Origin of the sequence: Alcanivorax limicola, from assembly GCF_019931215.1 — a bacterium.
GTDB lineage: Bacteria > Pseudomonadota > Gammaproteobacteria > Pseudomonadales > Alcanivoracaceae > Isoalcanivorax > Isoalcanivorax limicola.
On sequence record NZ_JAIOUB010000001.1, the window covers coordinates 1,034,592 to 1,053,795 of the forward strand.

Genomic DNA, 19,204 nt, shown 5'->3' on the forward strand with positions numbered 1-19,204 from the left:
CTCGCTGTGGCGGGTCACTGATCGAGCGTGTGCAGTCGGGCAAACACCCAGCCGCCCAGCGCGCCGCTGAGCATCATGGCCAGCGTGCCGGCGACGCTGCGCGTTGCGGCTATCAAGGTCGGCATAGGCGCCGCCGCGTTGGCCGCCAGGAACGCCGCGCAGATTCCCAGCGCCCCGGCCAGGGCATACACCGGCAACTGCCAGGTGCTGCGCTGTGCGGGCGTCAGCAGCCGCAGCGCCAGAGCGGCCACCGGCAAGGCCAGCAACAGGCTCACGGCCATCATGGCGGCGTACAAGGGGGCGAAACCGGCGAGGTCTTCCAGCGTCGTGGCAAGCCATACCGGAACGGGCACCGGCGCGCCCAGGGCGCTGATCGCCACCAGATTGAACTGGCTCTGGATCACACTGCCCGCCAGGCTGGCGCACAGCACCGCCAGAATGAAATACACCAACATGCGCATCGCGCTCACTATCATTTTCTGCATGGCTCCCGCTCCGCCCTTGATGCTATCCGTTGAATCCTGGCACGACGTTCTGTGCCACGACTGTGCCACGACCATCCGCACGACACCAGTTGCATACGCTGTCGCGGACCAGGTCAAGCCGAGGCAGGCCGTTCCCGGGATTGCGCCTGCCATAGCGCAGCATAAGCACCCCGGGCAGCCAGCAGCGTCTCATGATCGCCTGACTCGACAATGCGCCCGGCCTCCAGCACCAGAATCTGATCTGCATCGCGCACGGTGGAAAGCCGGTGGGCAATCACCAGGGTGGTGCGCCGGGCAGCCACTTCGTTCAGGGCCGCCAGCACCACTTGTTCGGCGTGAGCGTCCAGCGACGAGGTCGCTTCATCCAGGATCAGTATCGGCGGGTCTTTCAACAGCACCCGGGCAATCGCAATGCGCTGTTTTTCACCCCCGGAGACCTTCAGGCCGCGCTCCCCCACCATGGTCTCGAACCCCTCCGGCAGATCGGCGATGAACTGGCTCAAATGGGCGCGCCGGGCCGCATCTTCCACCTCGGCCCGGGTGGCGCCCGGCCGACCGTAGGCGATGTTGCTGAAGATGGTGTCGTTGAACAGCACCGCATCCTGGGGCACCACGCCGATCACTTGCCGCAGGCTCGCCTGGGTCACCGCACGCAGGTCCTGGCCGTCGATACGAATCGCGCCTGCCTCCACATCAAAGAAGCGAAACAGCAGCCGTGCCAGCGTTGATTTACCCGCGCCGGACGGCCCCACCACAGCCACTTTTCGGCCCGCCGGAATACGAAAATCCACCCCATGCAGGATCGGCCGCTGCGGGTGATAACCGAAACTGACACGCTCAAACACCACCTCACCCACCGCCTGGTCCGTCGCGCGCGCGGCACCGCCCATGGTCAGGGTGGTGCCCTCCTCGGGGTCCGTCACCCGGGGCGGCTGCTCCAGCAGACCGAACATGCGTTCGACGTTGATCAGCGCCTGGCGAATTTCACGGTAGATAAAACCCAGGGCATTGAGGGGCACGAACAGCTGAATCATGTAGGCGTTGATCATGGTCAGGTCGCCGAGGGTTATGGTGCCCGCCGCCACCTGGCTTGCCGCCATCCACATCATCACCGTCATGGTGAGTGCGATGATCAACGCCTGCCCGCTGTTCAACGCCGACAGGGACAAGCGGTTCTTCATGCGAGCTTCTTCCCACAGGACCAGGTCCGCGTCATAACGCTGCGCTTCAAAGCCTTCGTTGCCGAAGTACTTGACGGTTTCATAGTTGAGCAGGCTGTCCACGGCACGGGTGTTGGAGCGGTTGTCCATTTCGTTGGTTTCACGCACAAAGCGGGTGCGCCATTCGGTAATGCGAATGGAAAATACCAGATAGGTGAATACCGCAAGCAACACCACCAGCACATACCCGGGGCTGAACACCAGCAGCAGAATCACCGCCACCATGAGGATTTCCAGCAGGGTTGGCACCACATTGAAAATGGCGAAACGCAGCAGAAAGCTGATGCTGTTGGTGCCGCGCTCGATATCCCGCGCCAGCCCGCCGGTGCGCCGTGACAGGTGGTAGCTCAGCTCCAGACGATGCAGATGCTCGAAGACCTTCAACGACACCCGGCGCATGGCACGTTCGGCCACGCGGGCGAACACCGCATCGCGCAGTTCGCCAAACAGGGTCGAGGCAAAGCGTAGCGCGCCATAGGCCAGCACCAGCAACACCGGCACAGCCAGGGCAGCCTGCATACCCCGTTCCGCCTCCAGCGCGTCGACGATATATTTCAGCGCCAGCGGCATCGCCACGGTGGCCAGCTTCGCCAGCACCAGCAATACCATCGACAGCACCACACGGGTGCGGAACTCCATCAGGTAAGGCCACAGCGAGCGGAGAATACGCCAGTTCGGGCGCTGGTCGGCGGGGTGGTCGGCAGAATTGTCGTGCTGGGCAAACTGACGCACGCGGCAAGCTCCGGAACTCAGGGGCCACGACTATAACGGCTACCGGGTGGGGCCGCGAGTGAACTGCCCGTCTGCAGCACCATCTGCTATCCTTGCCGCCTGCGCAGCCCACAGTTTTAACCCGAGAGTGACTTTAGCCCGAGAGTGAACCTGACGATGACCGACACCCTCACCCTGACACGTCCCGATGACTGGCATCTGCATTTCCGCGATGGCGATATGCTGCTGGAAACCGTGCCGGCCACGGCCGCCGTCTTTCGCCGTGCCATCGTCATGCCCAATCTGACGCCGCCTGTTATCCGGGTTGCCGATGCGCAGGCCTACCGTGAACGCATCCTGGCCGCCCTGCCCGCCGGTACCGATTTCGAGCCGCTGATGGTCCTGTACCTCACCGAGGCCACCACGCCAGCCGATATCGCCGCGGCGGCGGCATCAGGGATTGTGTACGGCTGCAAGCTCTATCCGGCGGGTGCCACGACCAACTCTGACAGCGGTGTGCGTGATCCGTCTGCGATTATGGCGCTGTATGAAGCCATGGAGAAACATGGCATGCCACTGCAGGTCCATGGCGAGGTGACAGAACCCGAGATCGACATCTTCGACCGGGAGAAGCTGTTCATTGACCGCTACCTGCTGACGATTCGGCAACGCTTCCCGGATCTGAAAATCATTTTCGAACACGTCACCACTCGCGAGGGTGTGCAGTTTGTGCAGGACCACGACAGCCATACTGCTGCCACTGTGACGCCGCAGCATCTGATGATGAATCGTAATGACTTGCTGGCCGGGGGTATCCGGCCGCATAACTACTGCCTGCCGGTGCTCAAGCGCCGCGAGCATCAGCTCAGCATTCAGCAGGCGGTTCTGGGGGGGGATGCGCGATTCTTCCTGGGCACGGACTCTGCGCCTCATGCGCGTAACAAGAAAGAGGCCGCCTGCGGTTGCGCAGGCTGCTATTCCGCACCGGCGGCACTGCCGCTGTATGCGGCGTTTTTTGAGGAGCACGGTGCGTTATCACGCCTGGAGGCCTTCGCCAGTCACTTTGGCGCAGACTTCTACGGCCTGCCTCGCAACACCGATACCGTGACGCTGAAACGCGACCCCTGGCAGGTGCCGGCGCATATTCACGCCGCGGGTGAAACTCTGGTGCCCTGGCAGGCCGGCGTCGCCTTGCAGTGGCGACTGGCCTGATAGCGATAGCGCGCTTTTGGCGTTCATCGTGGATGGGAGGTTCGTTCCGGGCGTCTTCCATTCCTTGTTGGTTTGGTGGTTGTGGCCCTCGGGGGGCGGGTACAGGTTTTCAGGACCCGCCGTAAACCCATCCCTGGGGGCTTGTGTTCGACATCCTTGTCTCACACAGTCCTGAAAACCTGTACCCGCCCCCCGAGGGCCGTCACGCGCAGCCCGGTTAACAGCCTCGATGCCAACTGACGGGTTTGTTCCTCCAGAAAGTTGCTATAACCACCGTGATTCGAATCTACTGCCAGCGTTGAGCCGGGGTGCGCCATGGAGGGACCTCTTTGGCCAGGGATGGCCAAAGCGCGAGCGCCCAGGGACGGCTTGAGCGGTCCCGGAAGGGCGCACCCCGGCTCAACGCGTACTCGATGGAAGGTGACCAACCCGCAGAGGAGCCACCTACCTTTTGGTTGACCCACAAGTGGTCATCACAGGCAAACACTTCCTCTGATCCGCGATGAACCTTGTGAAAATACTAGAGATAGGTAATCACACCCGCCACGCCCACAAGGATGAGGTACAGGGCGACGATGTAATTCAGCAATCGGGGGATCATCAGAATCAATACGCCCGCGATAATCGACAGAATCGCGGTCAATAAAGCCATATCCATGGTGATCTGCATCGGGCTTCTCCTGGCTCGTCTTTCGGGCTTGCTCGCATGCTTGCTCACATGCAGTCATGCATTATCGAGATTGCCCGAAAGACGCCGTGCCGTGTGCAAAAACCTGTAAATCAGCTGGCCGGGACGACCAGCACATCACAGGTTGCGTGGCCCAGCACCCGTGCTGTCACGCTGCCTATGAGCCACTCTGCGACTCGATTGTCGCCGTGCTTGCCCATCACCACCAGATCGGCCGACTGATCGTTGATCTGTGCCATGATCATGCGGGCCGGATAATCATGCGCAGTGATGATTTCCACGTCGTCAGCACTCAGGCCACACTCATCGCGCAGTGCTTCCATCGCCGCGCGCACGTTTGCTTCCTGCTCGCCGGTCGCCCGGCTGAGGTCATGCTCCGTGATCACCGAGTAGCTGCCAAAGGCGGCCGGAATCGGTGTATGCGCGTACAGCAGGCACAGACGCGCCTCGGGTGCGATGGCGCGGGCCATGCGCAGGGCCGGCGCGGACGCGGCGGACAGATCCACCGGCACCAGCACTTTCCGGTAAGGCTTGTCCGCCGGCGCGAGCACCGCCAGTGTCGGGCTGGTGTTCTGCCGCACAATCCGCTCTGCGGTGGTGCCCAGCATACGGTCCTGCAGTGCATGGGCGCCCTGGCCACCGACGATCACCAGCGTGCTGTCATCCGCCCCCTTGAGCATCACGTCCATCACGTTGCCTTCGCCCATCTCCGGCGTCAGGGTGACACCGGTGGCGGCCAGAACTTCCTCGACACTGGCGGCCAGCGCCTTTTCTGCCGCCTCGGCCAGGTTACGCTCCAGCCCGGCGATAACCGGCAACAGCGCCCGCACACGGCGTACACCCGGACCATCCTGTACGTGAACCAGCTTGCCCTTGCTCAATCCCAGATCGTCGACCAGCAGGGCGCCGCGGCGTGCTGCCCGGTCTGAAAATTCCGAAAAGTCCGTCGCAATGCGAATTGACTTGATGGTGCTCATATCTGTCTCCTGAAAAATCTGCTCGGGTCATCCCGGCACACCCGGTCGACGGTCAGTCTCCCCCGCGCCATCGGTCAACACATTGACGCAGGTCAACAATCTCATGCCACGGCACGCTGCGTCCGACCAACAGGCCTATCGCCTCTCCAGCCCCTTCAGCCAGAGGATGAAAGCCGCCGGCACGTGAGTGACGCCGAAAGCGCTGAAGAACACCAGCCAGGGCGACAGATCGCCCAGCTGTGCATAGCGCCAGGCCATCATAGCCCCGAACAGCGCGCCGACGGAAATCAGCACGGTACGGACCAGCAGAACCTGTCGCACCGTTGCTGCCCGCACGGCCAGCACCCGATGGGCATAGATCACCGCAACCAGTGTACCCAACGTAAATATCAGTAATAACACGGTCTGCATCGTGCAACTCCTGTGACAGCTTTCCTGTGAGAACTTGGCCTTCAGACCCTATCAGCGTAATAATGAAACGCAGGTTGTTGCCATACCGGATGCAGGATATGACACCCATCGTCTGGATCAGTCATCGCGGTCTCAACGAACGCTACGCAGAAAATTCACTGCTGGCGTTCCGCGCTGCGGTGGATGCCGGTTTCACCCATCTTGAGACCGACCTGCGCTGCACCAGCGACGGCCATCTGGTGCTGCATCATGATCCGCACATGGGCCGCACGGCGGGTAACCCCGCCGCCATTCACACGCTGACGCTGGCCGAATTCCGCAATGCCCGTCTCGCCGATGGTCAGGTGCCGCCCCTGTTCACTGAATTCGCCGAGCAGTTTGATCGCCAGTCATGGATTCTGGACATCAAGCCGGAGCGCGGTGCCGAGACCCTGAAACTGCTGCATGACTGGGCCCAGCGGCATGGCGCCGGTGGCTGGCTGACGCGCAAGGCCCGCTTTCTGTTGTGGGCACCGCAACACTATCCGTTGCTGGCCCGCTACTTCCCCGACGCCGTCACCATGGCAGACCAGCGCGAATGCCGTCGCGCCGGCTTGTCGGTGCTGTGCGGCATGAGCCAGCTCGGCAATATCTGCCGCAACCGGACCTACTCGATTCCGCCACGCTACTTTGGCCTGAACCTGCTGCGACGGTCTGTGATTCGCGCCTATCAGCGCCACGGCGCCAGGGTGCTGGCGTTCCTGCCCGAGTCCCCTGCCGACGTGGAGAAAGCATTGGCCAATGGCGCCAATGAAATACTGATCAACGGCCGGGCACCCTTGTGATTCACGTCCTTCCGCTGGCGTTGCTGTCATACTTTGTCATGTGTGATGCGCATACTCCTGTGCGGTGCCGCACATGAACATGCCGGGCCCTCGCCATGACGGATAAGCCATAAAAGGAAAGGTGGCAAACATGAACCATCCCGCCAGACAGGTCGGTGACGACGACACCGATGACGACTGCATGAGCACGGACGATGCGGCAGCGCTGCTGACACGCTACCGTCATGTACGCGACGCCTCGCTGGTTCATTGCGCGTCACTGCAAACGGAGGATTTCGGCCTGCAGGCGGTGCCGGAAACCAGTCCTGCAAAGTGGCACCTCGCCCATACCGCCTGGTTCTTCGAGACGTTTCTGTTACGTCCCTTTCTGCAAGGGTATACCGAGTACAACGCCGGCTATGCCTACTTGTTCAATTCCTATTACAACGGTGTCGGTGCCCAGTTTCCCCGTGCCGAACGGGGGCTGCTTTCACGCCCCACTGTGGAGGAGGTGATCCGGTATCGGGCTCATGTGGACCACGCCATGGCGCAGCTGCTGAACCAGCAGGATCATCGGGACATTGCGGTGATCCTGTCGCGCACACGGTTAGGCCTGCATCACGAGTACCAGCATCAGGAACTGCTGTTTACTGACCTCAAATACAATTTTCACTGCAACCCTCTTCTGCCCGCGTGGCAACCGGCGACACTCCCCGTCAGCGATACGCAGACGCCGCAAACCTGGCATCGCTTTGCTGGCGGGCTCTCCCACCTCGGCGTTGATGAAGAGCCGGATCAGTTCTGTTTCGATAACGAAACGCCGCGTCACCAGACGCTGCTGCAACCCTTTCGTCTGGCAACGCGTCCGCTGTGCAATGCCGAGGTGCTGGCCTTTATTGAGGATGGCGGCTATCGCAACCCGGCGCTCTGGCTGGCTGACGGCTGGGCCAGAGTGCAGGAGGGGCGCTGGCAACATCCGCTTTACTGGCAACAGGATGCTCACGGTGCCTGGCACAACTTTACCCTGCACGGGCTCCAGCCGCTGGACCCCGCCGCCACCGCCTGCCACCTCAGCGCCTACGAAGCCGATGCCCTGGCGCGCTGGGCGGGCGCCCGGCTGCCCACCGAAGCGGAGTGGGAACACGCCGCCAACAGCCAACTGGCTGCGCGCTCGCCCGCCGCATCGCCAGCGCTCAGCGGACATTTTCTGGATCAGGGCATGCGTCACCCGACCGCAGCCGCCGCCGACACCGGCCCGCTGCAGCAACTGTTCGGCAGCGTCTGGGAATGGACCGCCAACAGCTACAGCCCCTATCCGGGCTATCGCCCCGCAGCAGGCGCCATCGGTGAGTACAACGGCAAATTCATGTGCAATCAGCTGGTGCTGCGCGGCGGCTCTTGTGTCAGTGCGCGGCAACATATTCGCCCCAGCTATCGCAACTTCTTCTACCCGGGTGATCGCTGGCAGTTCAGCGGTGTGCGCCTGGCCCGTGATGATCGTCCGGAGACTGCCAGATGACCCTTGCCACACGCGCGTCTGCCCGCAACGCACTGCCCGACTTCGTCGATCTGTCCACCGCCTCGGGCGACACCACGGCAGAAATACTGGCCGGGCTCAACGCCACACCCCGATGCATCAATCCGAAATTCTTTTACGACAGCCATGGCTCAGCGCTGTTCGAACGCATCACGGCGCTGCCGGAGTACTATCCGACGCGGACAGAACGCGGCATTCTGAAGGCCTTCTCCCGACAGATCGCGCAAGCAACCGGCACCCGCCGTGTGCTGATCGAACCCGGCGCTGGCAGCTGTGAAAAGGTGCGTTTGCTGTTACCCACCATGCAACCGGCAGCTTATGTGCCCACGGACATCGCCGGTGACTTTCTGCATGCATCGGCGGAAAAACTGCGTTCGGAATTTCCGTGGCTGCCGGTCACGGCCATCCAGGCAGATTTCACCGCCCTGACGGCGATGCCCGAGAGCCTGCCTGCGGGGCCGCGCTGTCTGTTCTATCCCGGCTCGACATTGGGCAACTTCCAGCGTGATGAAGCGCAGGCGTTTCTGTGCCAGGCCGCCACGCTTATCGGGGCCGGCGGTACACTGCTGATTGGCATTGATCTGCACAAGGAAACGGCCACGCTTGAAGCCGCTTACAACGATAGCGCCGGCATCACGGCGGACTTCAACCTGAATATCCTGCGCCACCTCAATCAACTGCTGCCGGCCAATTTTGACCTGCGCGCGTTTCGCCATGTCGCGCACTATAATGAGGCAGAAAAGCGCATTGAAATGCACCTGGAGAGCCGGAAGGCGCAGCAGGTTGATTGCGCCGACATCACGATTACGCTGGATGCCGGCGAACGTTTGCTCACGGAGTATTCCTGCAAATACACTCGCGATGACTTTGCCCTGCTTGCGGATGCCGCAGGCTTGACGGTTCGGCACTGCTGGCAGGACCCGGCCGGCATGTTCGCGGTATTTTGCCTGGCGCCCAGTGGCACTTGACCTGTCGACCCGGCTGGAGGAAGGTTAAGGAGTACGTTCTTATGGAGGTTGTCCGATGCCGCACAGGAAGGAATATATCGAGCGCATCAAGCGCAAGCTGGATGAATGGGACGGCGAACTGGATCGTCTTGAGGACAAGGCAAAGCAGGCACGCGATGAAGTGCAGCAACAGTGGGCAGAGCGTCGCCCGGAGCTTGAGCAGGTACTTCGCGATCTCGAGATGCGCGTCAAGAATGCCCATGACAGCGTCGAGGAAAACTGGGAAGAAACCCGCAGCAAACTTGAAAGTGGCTGGGAGCGCCTGTCCCGGGAACTGAAAACCGTGACTGACCGGCTATTCCCCGGGAACTGATCTTTTCAGGCCGCAACTGGCACACTGCCCGGAGCAACTCAGCGCACACGCGGCCAACACAAGCAGGGGCAGCATCATGCTGCCCCTGTGCATTATTTGATGTGTGTTATTTGATGTGTGTTATTTAAGACGCGGATTGCGCGTGACCAACCTGCGCCGGATGCGCTCTTCGGTATCGAGCTCGCTGAATTCATCCGTTTCGAAGATATCCCCACCCACTGGCGTTGCATCATTGCGATGATAAAGATTGAGCAGCATGTCCCGCCGATCACTGGAGAGCTCTCGCACCAGCACAATCATGATCATGAACAGCACGATGGAGAACGGCAGCGCTGACACCAGCGACGCTGACTGCAACCCCCGCAGACCACTGGCCGCGATCAGCGTGATACATATCGCCGAAATCAGCACCCCCCAGCTCAGGCGCTTGTAAAGCGGCGGATTGAGAGACCCGTTATCCGTCATCTGCGCCACGATATAGGCTGCCGAATCCGCCGAGGTCACCAGGAAGATAAAGATCACCAGCAGCGTCAGCGCCGACAGCGCTGCGGTATAGGGCATGACCTCGTACATCCGGAACAGCCCGGATGTCACATCACTGTCCACGGCTGCCGCCAGGTCCAGTGTTCCTTCAAGTTGCAGGAACATGGCATTGCCACCGAAAATCGCTATCCAGACGCACGCCAGCAGGGGCGGCACGAACATGACACCGAATACGAATTCCTTGATGGTCCTGCCCCGGGATATCCGCGCGATAAACGTGCCGACAAACGGTGACCAGGCGATCACCCAGGCCCAGTAGAACACGGTGTATTCGTTCATCCAGCCGGAGCTGTCGCGGGGCGGCAAGGTCAGGCTCATCTGAATGAAGTTGCCCAGATACCCTGCCATGCCATGCACAAACGTTTCGAGGATATAGATGGTGGGGCCGGAAATCAGCATGTAGGCGAGGAAGATCAGCACCAACGTCATGTTGATGTTACTGAGCACTTTGATCCCCCGATCCAGCCCCGAGTATGACGAAGCGGTGTACACCACAAACATGGCACTGAGAATCGCCGCTTTGGTCCAGAAATTATTGGCCCAGCCAAACTGGGATTCGAGCCCGCCGTTCATTTGCAGCACGCCCAGCCCCAGGGAAGTGGCCACTCCCATTACCGTGGCAATCACCGCCAGCACATTGAGCCCGTCCATGATCGGCCGCGGTCGCTTCACGCTACGCAGCATCGGTTCCACCATATTCGAGACCAGCCCGGGGCGATCCTTGCGGAACTGAAAGAATGCAATGATCAGCCCCACCAGCGTAAAGGCCGCCCACTGGTTGATCCCCCAGTGAAAGAAGCTGTACTGAAAGGCCAGCTCCGCTGCTGCTTCGGTGCCGGCTTCCGCCATGCCATGGGGTGGCGTCAGAAAATGCAGCATGGGTTCCGCCATGCCATAAAACACCAGGCCGACGCCGAAACCGGCAGACAGCAGCATGTTGATCCAGGAAAAGAAACTGTAATCCGGCGCGCTGTCCTGGGGCCCCAGGCGAATCTTGCCGTAACGCCCCAGCGCTAGGTACAGCAGAAAAACGACGAAGATGAACACGGCCAGCAGATAAAACCAGCCGAAGTAATGGCCCAGCGTTGCCAGGGCAACACCGGCGCCCCTGGCAAATTCAGCCGGAAAGGCGGCACCAAACAATACCAGCAAGAAAATCAGACCCGCAGAAAGGAAATAAACGCGTTCCCTGGCAAACATCACACCCCCGGTGGTGGTTGAGTCAAGCGCCGCAGCCCGGCGGAAGTGTCACAACCATAGCGAAGCGGACAGCCGCTGGCCAGCCGTGACACCGCCTGATGCCGGTGCCACGGCGCGCCACGCTGCCGGAATCGCGCCGCCGACCACGACGCTCGCCGGGAATCGGGCGTTACACCGCGTCTGCCAATGCGTTGGCGCGCGCCACCGTTACCGGCACACCATTGAGCGCTGCATTGCCCGACAGCATGTCGATACGCTGGTCGTCGGTCAGATCATTGACGCTCACACCCGGGTGTTCTGCCGCAATCTGCTGACGAATACCGACGCGCTGATGCCCCCAGCCATGGGGCACGCTGATCACACCAGGCATGATGTCCGCCGTGACTTCCGCCGCTACTTCGATACTGCCCACGCGGGATGTGATCAGTAGCAAATCGCCATCACTGACGCCCAGCGATTGTGCGTGGGAAGGATGAATCATCGCGGTGCAGCGAGACTTGCCTTTCACCAGCCGGTGGCTGTTGTGCAGCCAGGAATTATTGCTGCGCACATGCCGCCGTCCGATCAGCAGAGGTTGTTCCGGCGCAATGGCATCATCCCCGAAGAAATGTCGCTCCACCCGCAACAGATCCGGCAGATAGAATTCCGTATGCAGATGAATACGCTTGTCCGCATGTTTCAGGGCACCGGGCAAACTGCGTGTCAGCGGGCCCAGATCAATCCCGTGGGGATTACGGCGCAGCTTGCCCAGCGTCAGGCCACCAGGCCGCAAGCCGCGCCCCCAGGCGCCAAAACGCAGCATCATGGCGAGCAGGCCGCGCGGCCCCGTGCGCCCGAGCAGCGCGCGGGAAGCACGATCACGCAGGTTTTTCGGTGGGTCCATGCGCTCGGCAAGCCCGAGATAAATCTGCCAGTCATGCAGGGCATCCTTCGGCGGACTGAACAGCGCATCGGCATACCGTGCCGTGTTGCGCACCGCCAGCGTGTGGAAGATGACATCATAGTGCTCCCGCTCCAGCGGGCTGACCGGCGGCAGTATCAGGTCGGCATGGCGGTTGGTTTCATTCAGATAAAAATCGATGGCTACCATGAAATCCAGCGATGCAAACGCTTCGTCGAGTTGCACGCCGTTGGGCGTCGACAACACCGGGTTGCCCGCCACGGTGACCAGCGCACGAATACGCCCTTCACCCGGCGTCAGGATTTCCTCCGCCAGCGCCGACACCGGGAACTCACCACCGAAGTCCGGCAGCTGGCGCACGCGCGTGTGATTGCGCCCCAGACGCCCGGGCCCGGCGTGACTGAGTACATCCACCGCAGGGCGGGTAAACATCATGCCGCCCTCTTCATCCAGGCGGCCGGTCAACAGGTTGATGAGCATCACCAGATACTGACTGAGCAGCCCGAACTCCTGCACCGAGACGCCCATACGGCCGTAACAGACAGCGCGCTTCGCCGCGCAGAATGATGCGACCAACTGGCGAATCTCGCCAGCGTCCATGCCGGTCAGCGGTGCGACCCGCTCCGGCGTCCAGGGTGCGACAGCTTCCGGCAGCGCCTCGAGCCCGTCACACAGGGCCAGCACACGGCTGTCCTCGCGCACCAGCTTGTCGGCGAACAACACGTTGATCATGGCCAGCAGCAGCAACACATCCGTGCCCGGACGGATAAAATGATGGCTCGACGCAATGGCGGCGGTTTCCGTGCGGCGTGGATCAATGACCACCACTTTGCCGCCGCGCCCCTGAATGGCCTGCAGCCGTTTCTTCACGTTCGGCACGGTCATGATGCTGCCGTTGGAGGCAATCGGATTGGCGCCCAGAATCAGCATGAAATCCGTGCGGTCGATATCCGGCACCGGAATCTTCAGCTGATGCCCGAACAAGTGGTGCGCCACAATGTGATGCGGCAACTGATCCACTGAGGTCGCTGAAAACCTGTTGCGGGTTTTCAGGCTGTTGTGCAGCAAGCGCCCCAGCAGCATCGCGCCCGTGTTGTGGACGTTCGGATTGCCAAGGTAGGACGCGACGGCGTTGCGGCCGTGCTCGGCCTGGATCTTCTTCAGGCCTTCCGCCGCGCGATCCAGCGCCTCGGTCCAGCTGATTTCTTTCCAGCTGTCACCGACCCGCATCATCGGCCGCCGCAGACGATCCGGATCTTCGTGGATATCTTTCAGCGCTACGGCTTTGGGGCAGATATGCCCCTGACTGAACGGGTCATCCTTGTCACCGCGAATGCTCTGGATCTTGCCATCCGCATGCGTGATTTCGATGCCACACATGGCTTCGCAGAGATTACAGGTACGGTAGTGGGTCTGTGTGTCGCTCATGATGCCTCCTGAGGCAGCCGATCGAACCAGGGACTGGCCTGTTCCAGCTGCGCCGCCAGACGCAGCAACTTGCCCTCGTCACCATGGTTGCCGACGAACTGCACGCCCAGCGGCAAGCCATTGCCGGACACCGCATCGCACCAGTGCAGGGGCACGGACATGGCGGGCACACCGGTGACATTGGCCAGTTGGGTGAACGGGGTGTATTTCAGGTTTTCCTGCGCCATGGTTTCCAGCATGCCGGACTTGAGAATCAGCCGCGAGGCACCGAGTCGCAAAATCACTTTGGAGGCCTGCTGCTGCCAGCGCGGTGTTGCCATGGCACCGATTTTCGCTGGTGGCATGGCCAGTGTCGGCGTCATCAGGAAATCATGGTTCTGGAAGAAATTCGCCAGCTGGCGCATGTAGTCCTGAATACGCTGGCAGATTTCCACATACTCGTTGCCGCGAATGCTGCGGCCAAACGCGGCCATGACCAGCGTATCGGGTTCGAACCCTTCATCGCCACACCCGGTCGCCTTGCGCACCATATCCACTGTCGCGGCACAGTTGGCAAACCACAGCTTCAGCCAGTCCATGGTCAGCGCATCCATGTCGATGTGCGGCTCGGCCTCTACCACGATGTGGCCGAGGGACGTCAGCAAGCGCGCTGCATCCTCCACGGCACGCACGGCTTCCGGGTCCACAGGCGTGTTGATCGGCGAGCGGGAGGTAAACGCGATGCGCAGCTGACCGGGATCGCGTGTCACTTCCTCGATATAGGGACGCTCCGGCGGCGCCAGCCGGAACAGCGCGCCGTGCTCATCACCTTGCACCGCATCCAGCAGCGCGGCGCTGTCGCGCACGCTGCGGGTGACCGCGTGATTCATCGCCATGCCGTGCATGGCCTCGGTAAACTCCGGCCCCCAGGGCGTGCGCCCGCGCCCCGGCTTGAGGCCGAACAAACCGCAGCAGGCCGCCGGAATACGAATTGACCCACCCCCATCATTGGCGCCCGCCATGGGCACCGCGCCTGCCGCCACCAGCGCCGCCGAGCCCCCCGAAGAACCGCCCGGTGTGTGGTCGGTATGCCAGGGGTTGCGGGTCGCGCCGTAGGCGTCCGGCTCGGTGATGCCCTTGGCACCAAACTCCGGCGTGTTGGTGCGGCCGAAGATCACCAGACCGGCAGCCAGCCAGCGCCGCACCAGCTCTGAATCCTCGGCGGGGCGATGGTCTGCCGCCTTGAGACCCTGGCAGCCCATGTAGTGAGGCGCACCAGCCATATCCTGGAACAGATCCTTGGACAGCATGGGCACCCCGGCAAAGGGCCCGGACAAGGGCCCCGCCGCGCGCTTCCTGGCCTGCTCGAACAACGGATGGATCAGCGCGTTAAGCGCTGGATTCACCTGCTCGGTGCGACTGATGGCGATGTGCAGCAGCTCTTCTGCGGTGACATCCCCTTTTGCCACCAGCGCAGCCAGACCCAGCGCATCATGTTTGCGGTATTCATCAAAGTTCATTTTTTGCTTCCCCTGGGCAATCCAATTGTTGCAGCGACCCCGATCATACCCTGCCTACGCTACGGTGCCAGTCGGTGAAGACCACATTGCGTCCTGCCCGTCTCGCCTTGTCAATAAACGGGGTGTTTACCCGTCATGGCCAAGCTCGCGCTGCGCGTTCACAATGTGCACCAACAACCTTGTTGCCTGTGCGCTTGAGCGCTCCGGGCTGCTGCTCCATACTATGGCCCTGTTACGAGGGTAGACGGCATGTATAGCCCGTACACGACTCCATCGGATGCGACACCATCGGTTACGACACCATGATGACGGCCCCGATGCCTGATGGCCCAACCCTGACGACCTGTTTGCGATATGACTGAATATCTCCTGATTCTGGTCAGCGCGGTGCTGGTCAACAATTTCGTACTGGTCCAGTTCCTGGGCCTGTGCCCGTTCATGGGGGTTTCCAACAAAGTGGAGACCGCCATGGGCATGTCCCTGGCCACCACTTTCGTGCTGACCCTGTCGTCGGTGCTCGCCTATCTCACCTGGGCCTACATTCTGGTGCCCTTCGAGCTGCAATATCTGCGCACCATTTCCTTCATTCTGGTGATCGCGGCAGCCGTGCAGTTCACCGAAATGTTCGTCAAGAAAGCCAGCCCGCTGCTCTACCGAGTGCTGGGCGTGTTCCTGCCGTTGATCACCTCCAACTGTGCCGTGCTGGGCGTCGCGTTGCTGAACGTGCGCGCCGAGAACACCAGCTTCCTCAGTTCGCTGACCTACGGCTTCGGCGCTGCGCTGGGCTTTTCTCTGGTGCTGGTGCTGTTTGCGGCCATGCGTGAGCGCATTGCCGTGGCGGATGTACCGGAGGCATTTCGTGGCCCCAGCATTGGTCTGATCACCGCCGGCCTGATGTCGCTGGCATTCATGGGCTTCAGTGGTCTGATTCGCTTATGACGACGATCCTGATTGCTGTAGCCGCCCTGTTGGCCATGGCCGCCGTATTCGGCGCCATCCTCGGCTTTGCGTCGGAGCGCTTCCGCGTCGAGGGCGACCCCATTGTGGATCAGATCGACGCCATCCTGCCCCAGACGCAGTGCGGCCAGTGTGGTCACCCCGGCTGCCGCCCCTATGCCGAAGCCATTGCCGAGGGCGAAGAACACAACAAATGCCCGCCCGGTGGCGAAACCACCATTCAGGAACTCTCGGACCTGCTGGGGCGCGAGGTGCTGCCGCTGGACGACGAACACGGCGATACTTCCGACATCAAGAAAGTGGCCTATATCCGCGAGGATGAGTGCATCGGTTGCACCAAATGCATCCAGGCGTGCCCGGTAGATGCCATCGTTGGCGCGGCGCGCCTGATGCACACCGTGATCGTGGATGAATGCACCGGCTGCGATCTGTGTGTGGAGCCTTGCCCGGTGGACTGCATCGACATGATCGACGTAGCACCGACATTGCAGACCTGGGGCTGGTCGCGGCCGCCCGGCGTCGGCCATCAGCCAGCCCGCAAAATTGCGTTGGTGAACCTGCCATGAATCTGCTGTCGCTGCTCAGACCCGGCAAGTCCGCGCCCGCGCGCCAGCCACTGCTGGCAGGCAATACCCGTCGGCTGCACGATTTTCATGGCGGCATACACCCGCCCCAGCACAAGACGCTGTCCAATCAGACACCCATTCGCCCGGGCCCCATACCGCACTCCCTGGTGCTGCCGCTGAACATGCACATCGGCGCCCCCGCCCTGCCCTGCGTGCAGGTGGGCGACACGGTACTCAAGGGCCAGAAGATTGCCGAACCGTCGGGCCCGGTAAGCGCCGCCGTCCATGCGCCCACGTCCGGCGTCATCCGCGCCATCGAAGCGCGACCGATCCAGCATCCGTCCGGCCTGGATGCCCTGTGTATCGTGCTCGACAGCGACGGCGAGGATCGCTGGGCGCCCCTGACACCGCACCCGGACTACCATCAGTTGCCCCGTGCCGAACTGGTGGGCCTGATTCGGGAAGCCGGGATTGCCGGCATGGGCGGCGCGGGGTTCCCCACCGCCATCAAGGTCAATCTGCGGGACAGCCAGCGCATCGAACAGCTGATCATCAACGCCGTGGAATGCGAGCCCTATATCACTGCCGATGATCTGCTGATGCGGGAACGGGCAGAGGGCGTCATCGCAGGCGTACAGGCGCTGCAGTACCTGGTGCAGCCGCAAGAAACCCTGATCGGCATCGAGGACAACAAGCCGGAGGCCATCGCGGCCATGCGCGCGGCGGCGGCCGGCACCGATATCGAGATTGTCGTCGTCCCCACCAAGTATCCGTCCGGCGGGGAAAAGCAGCTGATCCAGATACTCACCGGCAAGGAAGTGCGTGCCGGCGGCCTGCCGGCCGAAGTGGGTGTGGTGTGCCACAATACCGGCACCGCCTGGGCGATCCATCGCCTGCTCAGCCACGGCGAGCCGCTGATCAGCCGCATCACCACCCTCACCGGCACCGCGTTCAGCGCGCCGGGCAATGTCGAGGTGCTGCTCGGCACCCAGGTGAAGGACCTGCTCGCCTTCGGCGGCGTCAACTTGGCGGAGCACGGCGACTACGACGGCCGGCTGATCATGGGCGGCCCGATGATGGGCTTCAGCATCGACCACCCGACTGTACCTGTGGTGAAGACCACCAATTGCATCATTGCCGCCCCCGCGCAGGAATTGCCGGAACCGGAACCGGAGCAACCCTGTATTCGCTGCGGCGCCTGCGCCGAGGTATGCCCGGCGGATCTGCTGCCCCAGCAGTTGTACTGGTACAGCAAAGCCGGGGAATTCGATCGCGCGCAGCACTACAACCTGATGGACTGCATTGAGTGCGGTGCCTGCGCTTACGTTTGCCCCAGCCATATTCCGCTGGTGCAGTACTACCGCTTTGCCAAGGGCGCCCTGCGCCAGCAGGCCGCAGAGCAGCAGAAAGCCGACCGCGCCCGGGAACGCTTCGAAGCCCGCACGGCACGCATCGAGCGCGAAAAAGCGGAGAAAGAAGCCAAACGTCAGGCGCGCCTGGCGGCCAATCGCCAGAAACAGGCGCCGGGCAGCAACAGCGCCCCCGCCGTGGACATGGCCGCGCTGAAAGCCGCATCCCTGGAAGCATCCTCCGCCTACAAGGCTGCCGTGAAAGCCCTGAAAGCCGCCGAAGCGGCAGGCGAGGATATTGATGCACTGCGTGCCGAGGCGGACACCCTCAAGGCCCGCGCCGATGCCGCCAAGGCGGCCGTCCGCGACGCCAAAGCCAGCGGCGCGGCTGCCACACCAGCAGCCCCAGCCAGCGATCCGGTGGCAGACCTGAAGAAAGCGGTGGCCGCAGCCTCCTCCGCTTACAAGCAGGCGGTCAAGGCGGCGAAAGAGGCCGAGGCCTCAGGCAGCGCCGAGGCCGCCGCACTGCGCGCCGAAGCAGATACCCTCAAGGGGCGTGCCGACGAACTCAAGAATGCCCTGCGCGAGGCCAAGGACCAGGCCCCCGCCGTGACAGCCGCGCCGCCGGCAGCAGACCCCGTCGCCGAGCTGAAGAAAGCCGTTGGCGAGGCCTCCAGCCAGTACAAGAATGCGCTGAAGGCCGCCAAGGCCGCCGCCGAAGACAATGCCGACGATGCCGATGCCCTGCGTGCCAGAGCAGACGAACTGAAAGCCCGCGCTGACCAGCTCAAGGCGGAACTGCGTGACGCGAAAGACCGAGCCCCGGCGGTCACTGTCGCGCCGGTCTCATCGGTCTCACCGGCTACATCGACCATGCCGACAGAGACAGACGCCGCTGCCCCCGTCGCCGCAAGCACCGATGCAGAAAGCGCGGCCCGGGCAAAGCGCATGAAGGCACTGAAAACCGCCTTCAACATGGCCAACAAGCAGTGGAAAGACGCCTCTGCGGCGCTCGAGCGGGCAACCCGGGAAGGCGCTGATGATCTGGATGTGCAACAGGCGCGTGTCGACAAGCTGAAGAAAAAAGCCGATCTGGCCAAAACCCAGCTGAACCTGCTGGTGGACGAGGCCAAGGCGGCCATGAAACAGGCCACCGGCAGCGACCTGAAAACCCTCAAACTCGCCGCCGCGCGCACCGAGAGCGCCGCGCGGGAAAAAACGGCCGCCCTGGCCGCAGCCCGCGAGGCTGGCGATGAGGCGCAAATAGCGGTACTTCAACAGGAATTGGCCGCCGCCGAGCAAGCAGCGCTTGAGGCCGCCCGCACACTCAAGCAGGCGGTTGCCGACCAGGGGCTTGCTGATGTCTGACGCGCTCATGTACGACAAGGACACCCGCT

The 19,204-nt window shown here is 62.3% G+C and carries 16 protein-coding genes; 8 read left to right on the forward strand and 8 right to left on the reverse strand.

All coding sequences use genetic code 11. The annotated features are described in order from the left end of the window. Positions 1 to 14 precede the first annotated feature (14 nt). Positions 15 to 485, reverse strand: coding sequence for a hypothetical protein (locus tag K8B33_RS04540; protein ID WP_223423808.1), 471 nt, complete (start codon positions 483 to 485; stop codon positions 15 to 17). A 113-nt stretch (positions 486 to 598) separates the two neighbouring features. After that, positions 599 to 2,437 carry an ABCB family ABC transporter ATP-binding protein/permease gene (locus K8B33_RS04545; protein ID WP_317846191.1) on the reverse strand — a complete coding sequence of 613 codons (1,839 nt, stop codon included), beginning with the start codon at positions 2,435 to 2,437 and terminating at the stop codon, positions 599 to 601. Positions 2,438 to 2,593: 156 nt separating this feature from the next. Here K8B33_RS04545 and pyrC point away from each other — a divergent pair, with 156 nt between their 5' ends. Next, positions 2,594 to 3,628 (forward strand): dihydroorotase, encoded by a 1,035-nt coding sequence (gene pyrC, locus K8B33_RS04550; RefSeq protein WP_223423810.1) that lies wholly within the window; start codon positions 2,594 to 2,596, stop codon positions 3,626 to 3,628. Positions 3,629 to 4,148: 520 nt separating this feature from the next. On the opposite strand, the gene K8B33_RS04555 is transcribed toward pyrC, so the two are convergent. From K8B33_RS04555 to K8B33_RS04565, 3 genes are all read right to left on the reverse strand, one after another. Next, positions 4,149 to 4,298 (reverse strand): DUF3096 domain-containing protein, encoded by a 150-nt coding sequence (locus tag K8B33_RS04555; RefSeq protein WP_223423812.1) that lies wholly within the window; start codon positions 4,296 to 4,298, stop codon positions 4,149 to 4,151. Positions 4,299 to 4,408: 110 nt separating this feature from the next. Beyond that, positions 4,409 to 5,293, reverse strand: a complete 885-nt coding sequence (locus K8B33_RS04560) for a universal stress protein (RefSeq protein WP_223423814.1) — start codon at positions 5,291 to 5,293, stop codon at positions 4,409 to 4,411. Between the two features lie 135 nt (positions 5,294 to 5,428). After that, a complete protein-coding gene (locus tag K8B33_RS04565; RefSeq protein WP_223423816.1) occupies positions 5,429 to 5,704 on the reverse strand; it encodes a hypothetical protein in 276 nt (91 codons plus the stop codon). Positions 5,705 to 5,802: 98 nt separating this feature from the next. On the opposite strand from K8B33_RS04565, the gene K8B33_RS04570 reads away from it, so the two are divergent. The 4 genes from K8B33_RS04570 to K8B33_RS04585 all read left to right on the forward strand — a co-directional run bounded on the left by K8B33_RS04570 (position 5,803) and on the right by K8B33_RS04585 (position 9,364). Further along, positions 5,803 to 6,528 carry a glycerophosphodiester phosphodiesterase gene (locus K8B33_RS04570; protein WP_223423818.1) on the forward strand — a complete coding sequence of 242 codons (726 nt, stop codon included), beginning with the start codon at positions 5,803 to 5,805 and terminating at the stop codon, positions 6,526 to 6,528. 130 nt (positions 6,529 to 6,658) lie between these two features. Continuing rightward, complete coding sequence (egtB, locus tag K8B33_RS04575) at positions 6,659 to 8,026, forward strand: ergothioneine biosynthesis protein EgtB (RefSeq protein ID WP_223423820.1); 1,368 nt, start codon at positions 6,659 to 6,661, stop codon at positions 8,024 to 8,026. After that, complete coding sequence (egtD, locus tag K8B33_RS04580) at positions 8,023 to 9,012, forward strand: L-histidine N(alpha)-methyltransferase (RefSeq protein WP_223423822.1); 990 nt, start codon at positions 8,023 to 8,025, stop codon at positions 9,010 to 9,012. The genes egtB and egtD overlap by 4 nt, the downstream gene beginning before the upstream one ends. Before the next feature lie 55 nt (positions 9,013 to 9,067). Next, the gene (locus K8B33_RS04585) at positions 9,068 to 9,364 is read left to right on the forward strand and encodes a sll1863 family stress response protein (RefSeq protein ID WP_223423825.1); all 297 of its coding nucleotides are present in this window, start codon (positions 9,068 to 9,070) and stop codon (positions 9,362 to 9,364) included. Positions 9,365 to 9,484: 120 nt separating this feature from the next. Here K8B33_RS04585 and K8B33_RS04590 read toward each other — a convergent pair whose 3' ends face one another. The 3 genes from K8B33_RS04590 to K8B33_RS04600 all read right to left on the reverse strand — a co-directional run bounded on the left by K8B33_RS04590 (position 9,485) and on the right by K8B33_RS04600 (position 14,935). After that, positions 9,485 to 11,107, reverse strand: coding sequence for a BCCT family transporter (locus K8B33_RS04590; protein WP_223423827.1), 1,623 nt, complete (start codon positions 11,105 to 11,107; stop codon positions 9,485 to 9,487). Between the two features lie 169 nt (positions 11,108 to 11,276). Next, the gene (locus K8B33_RS04595) at positions 11,277 to 13,436 is read right to left on the reverse strand and encodes a molybdopterin oxidoreductase family protein (RefSeq protein WP_223423829.1); all 2,160 of its coding nucleotides are present in this window, start codon (positions 13,434 to 13,436) and stop codon (positions 11,277 to 11,279) included. Beyond that, positions 13,433 to 14,935, reverse strand: a complete 1,503-nt coding sequence (locus K8B33_RS04600; RefSeq protein WP_223423831.1) for an amidase — start codon at positions 14,933 to 14,935, stop codon at positions 13,433 to 13,435. The genes K8B33_RS04595 and K8B33_RS04600 overlap by 4 nt, the downstream gene beginning before the upstream one ends. A gap of 354 nt (positions 14,936 to 15,289) precedes the next feature. On the opposite strand from K8B33_RS04600, the gene rsxA reads away from it, so the two are divergent. The 3 genes from rsxA to rsxC are packed head-to-tail and all read left to right on the forward strand — an operon-like array spanning position 15,290 to position 19,175. Beyond that, on the forward strand, positions 15,290 to 15,874 hold the full coding sequence (gene rsxA, locus K8B33_RS04605) for an electron transport complex subunit RsxA (protein ID WP_223423833.1): 585 nt from the start codon (positions 15,290 to 15,292) through the stop codon (positions 15,872 to 15,874). Further along, positions 15,871 to 16,458: an electron transport complex subunit RsxB gene (gene rsxB / locus K8B33_RS04610; protein WP_223423835.1), complete on the forward strand. Its 588-nt coding sequence runs from the start codon at positions 15,871 to 15,873 to the stop codon at positions 16,456 to 16,458. Before rsxA ends, rsxB begins: the two co-directional genes overlap by 4 nt. Continuing rightward, complete coding sequence (rsxC, locus tag K8B33_RS04615) at positions 16,455 to 19,175, forward strand: electron transport complex subunit RsxC (protein WP_223423837.1); 2,721 nt, start codon at positions 16,455 to 16,457, stop codon at positions 19,173 to 19,175. The genes rsxB and rsxC overlap by 4 nt, the downstream gene beginning before the upstream one ends. Positions 19,176 to 19,204: the final 29 nt, after the last annotated feature.

Coding starts and splice junctions, on each gene's coding strand:
- K8B33_RS04555 (WP_223423812.1), bottom strand. CDS start 4,298: ATGCAGATCACCATGGATATGGCTTTATTGACCGCGATTCTGTCGATT.
- K8B33_RS04590 (WP_223423827.1), bottom strand. CDS start 11,107: ATGTTTGCCAGGGAACGCGTTTATTTCCTTTCTGCGGGTCTGATTTTC.
- K8B33_RS04540 (WP_223423808.1), bottom strand. CDS start 485: ATGCAGAAAATGATAGTGAGCGCGATGCGCATGTTGGTGTATTTCATT.
- K8B33_RS04565 (WP_223423816.1), bottom strand. CDS start 5,704: ATGCAGACCGTGTTATTACTGATATTTACGTTGGGTACACTGGTTGCG.
- rsxA (WP_223423833.1), top strand. CDS start 15,290: ATGACTGAATATCTCCTGATTCTGGTCAGCGCGGTGCTGGTCAACAAT.
- K8B33_RS04595 (WP_223423829.1), bottom strand. CDS start 13,436: ATGAGCGACACACAGACCCACTACCGTACCTGTAATCTCTGCGAAGCC.
- egtD (WP_223423822.1), top strand. CDS start 8,023: ATGACCCTTGCCACACGCGCGTCTGCCCGCAACGCACTGCCCGACTTC.
- rsxB (WP_223423835.1), top strand. CDS start 15,871: ATGACGACGATCCTGATTGCTGTAGCCGCCCTGTTGGCCATGGCCGCC.
- K8B33_RS04570 (WP_223423818.1), top strand. CDS start 5,803: ATGACACCCATCGTCTGGATCAGTCATCGCGGTCTCAACGAACGCTAC.
- K8B33_RS04560 (WP_223423814.1), bottom strand. CDS start 5,293: ATGAGCACCATCAAGTCAATTCGCATTGCGACGGACTTTTCGGAATTT.
- pyrC (WP_223423810.1), top strand. CDS start 2,594: ATGACCGACACCCTCACCCTGACACGTCCCGATGACTGGCATCTGCAT.
- K8B33_RS04600 (WP_223423831.1), bottom strand. CDS start 14,935: ATGAACTTTGATGAATACCGCAAACATGATGCGCTGGGTCTGGCTGCG.
- K8B33_RS04585 (WP_223423825.1), top strand. CDS start 9,068: ATGCCGCACAGGAAGGAATATATCGAGCGCATCAAGCGCAAGCTGGAT.
- rsxC (WP_223423837.1), top strand. CDS start 16,455: ATGAATCTGCTGTCGCTGCTCAGACCCGGCAAGTCCGCGCCCGCGCGC.
- egtB (WP_223423820.1), top strand. CDS start 6,659: ATGAACCATCCCGCCAGACAGGTCGGTGACGACGACACCGATGACGAC.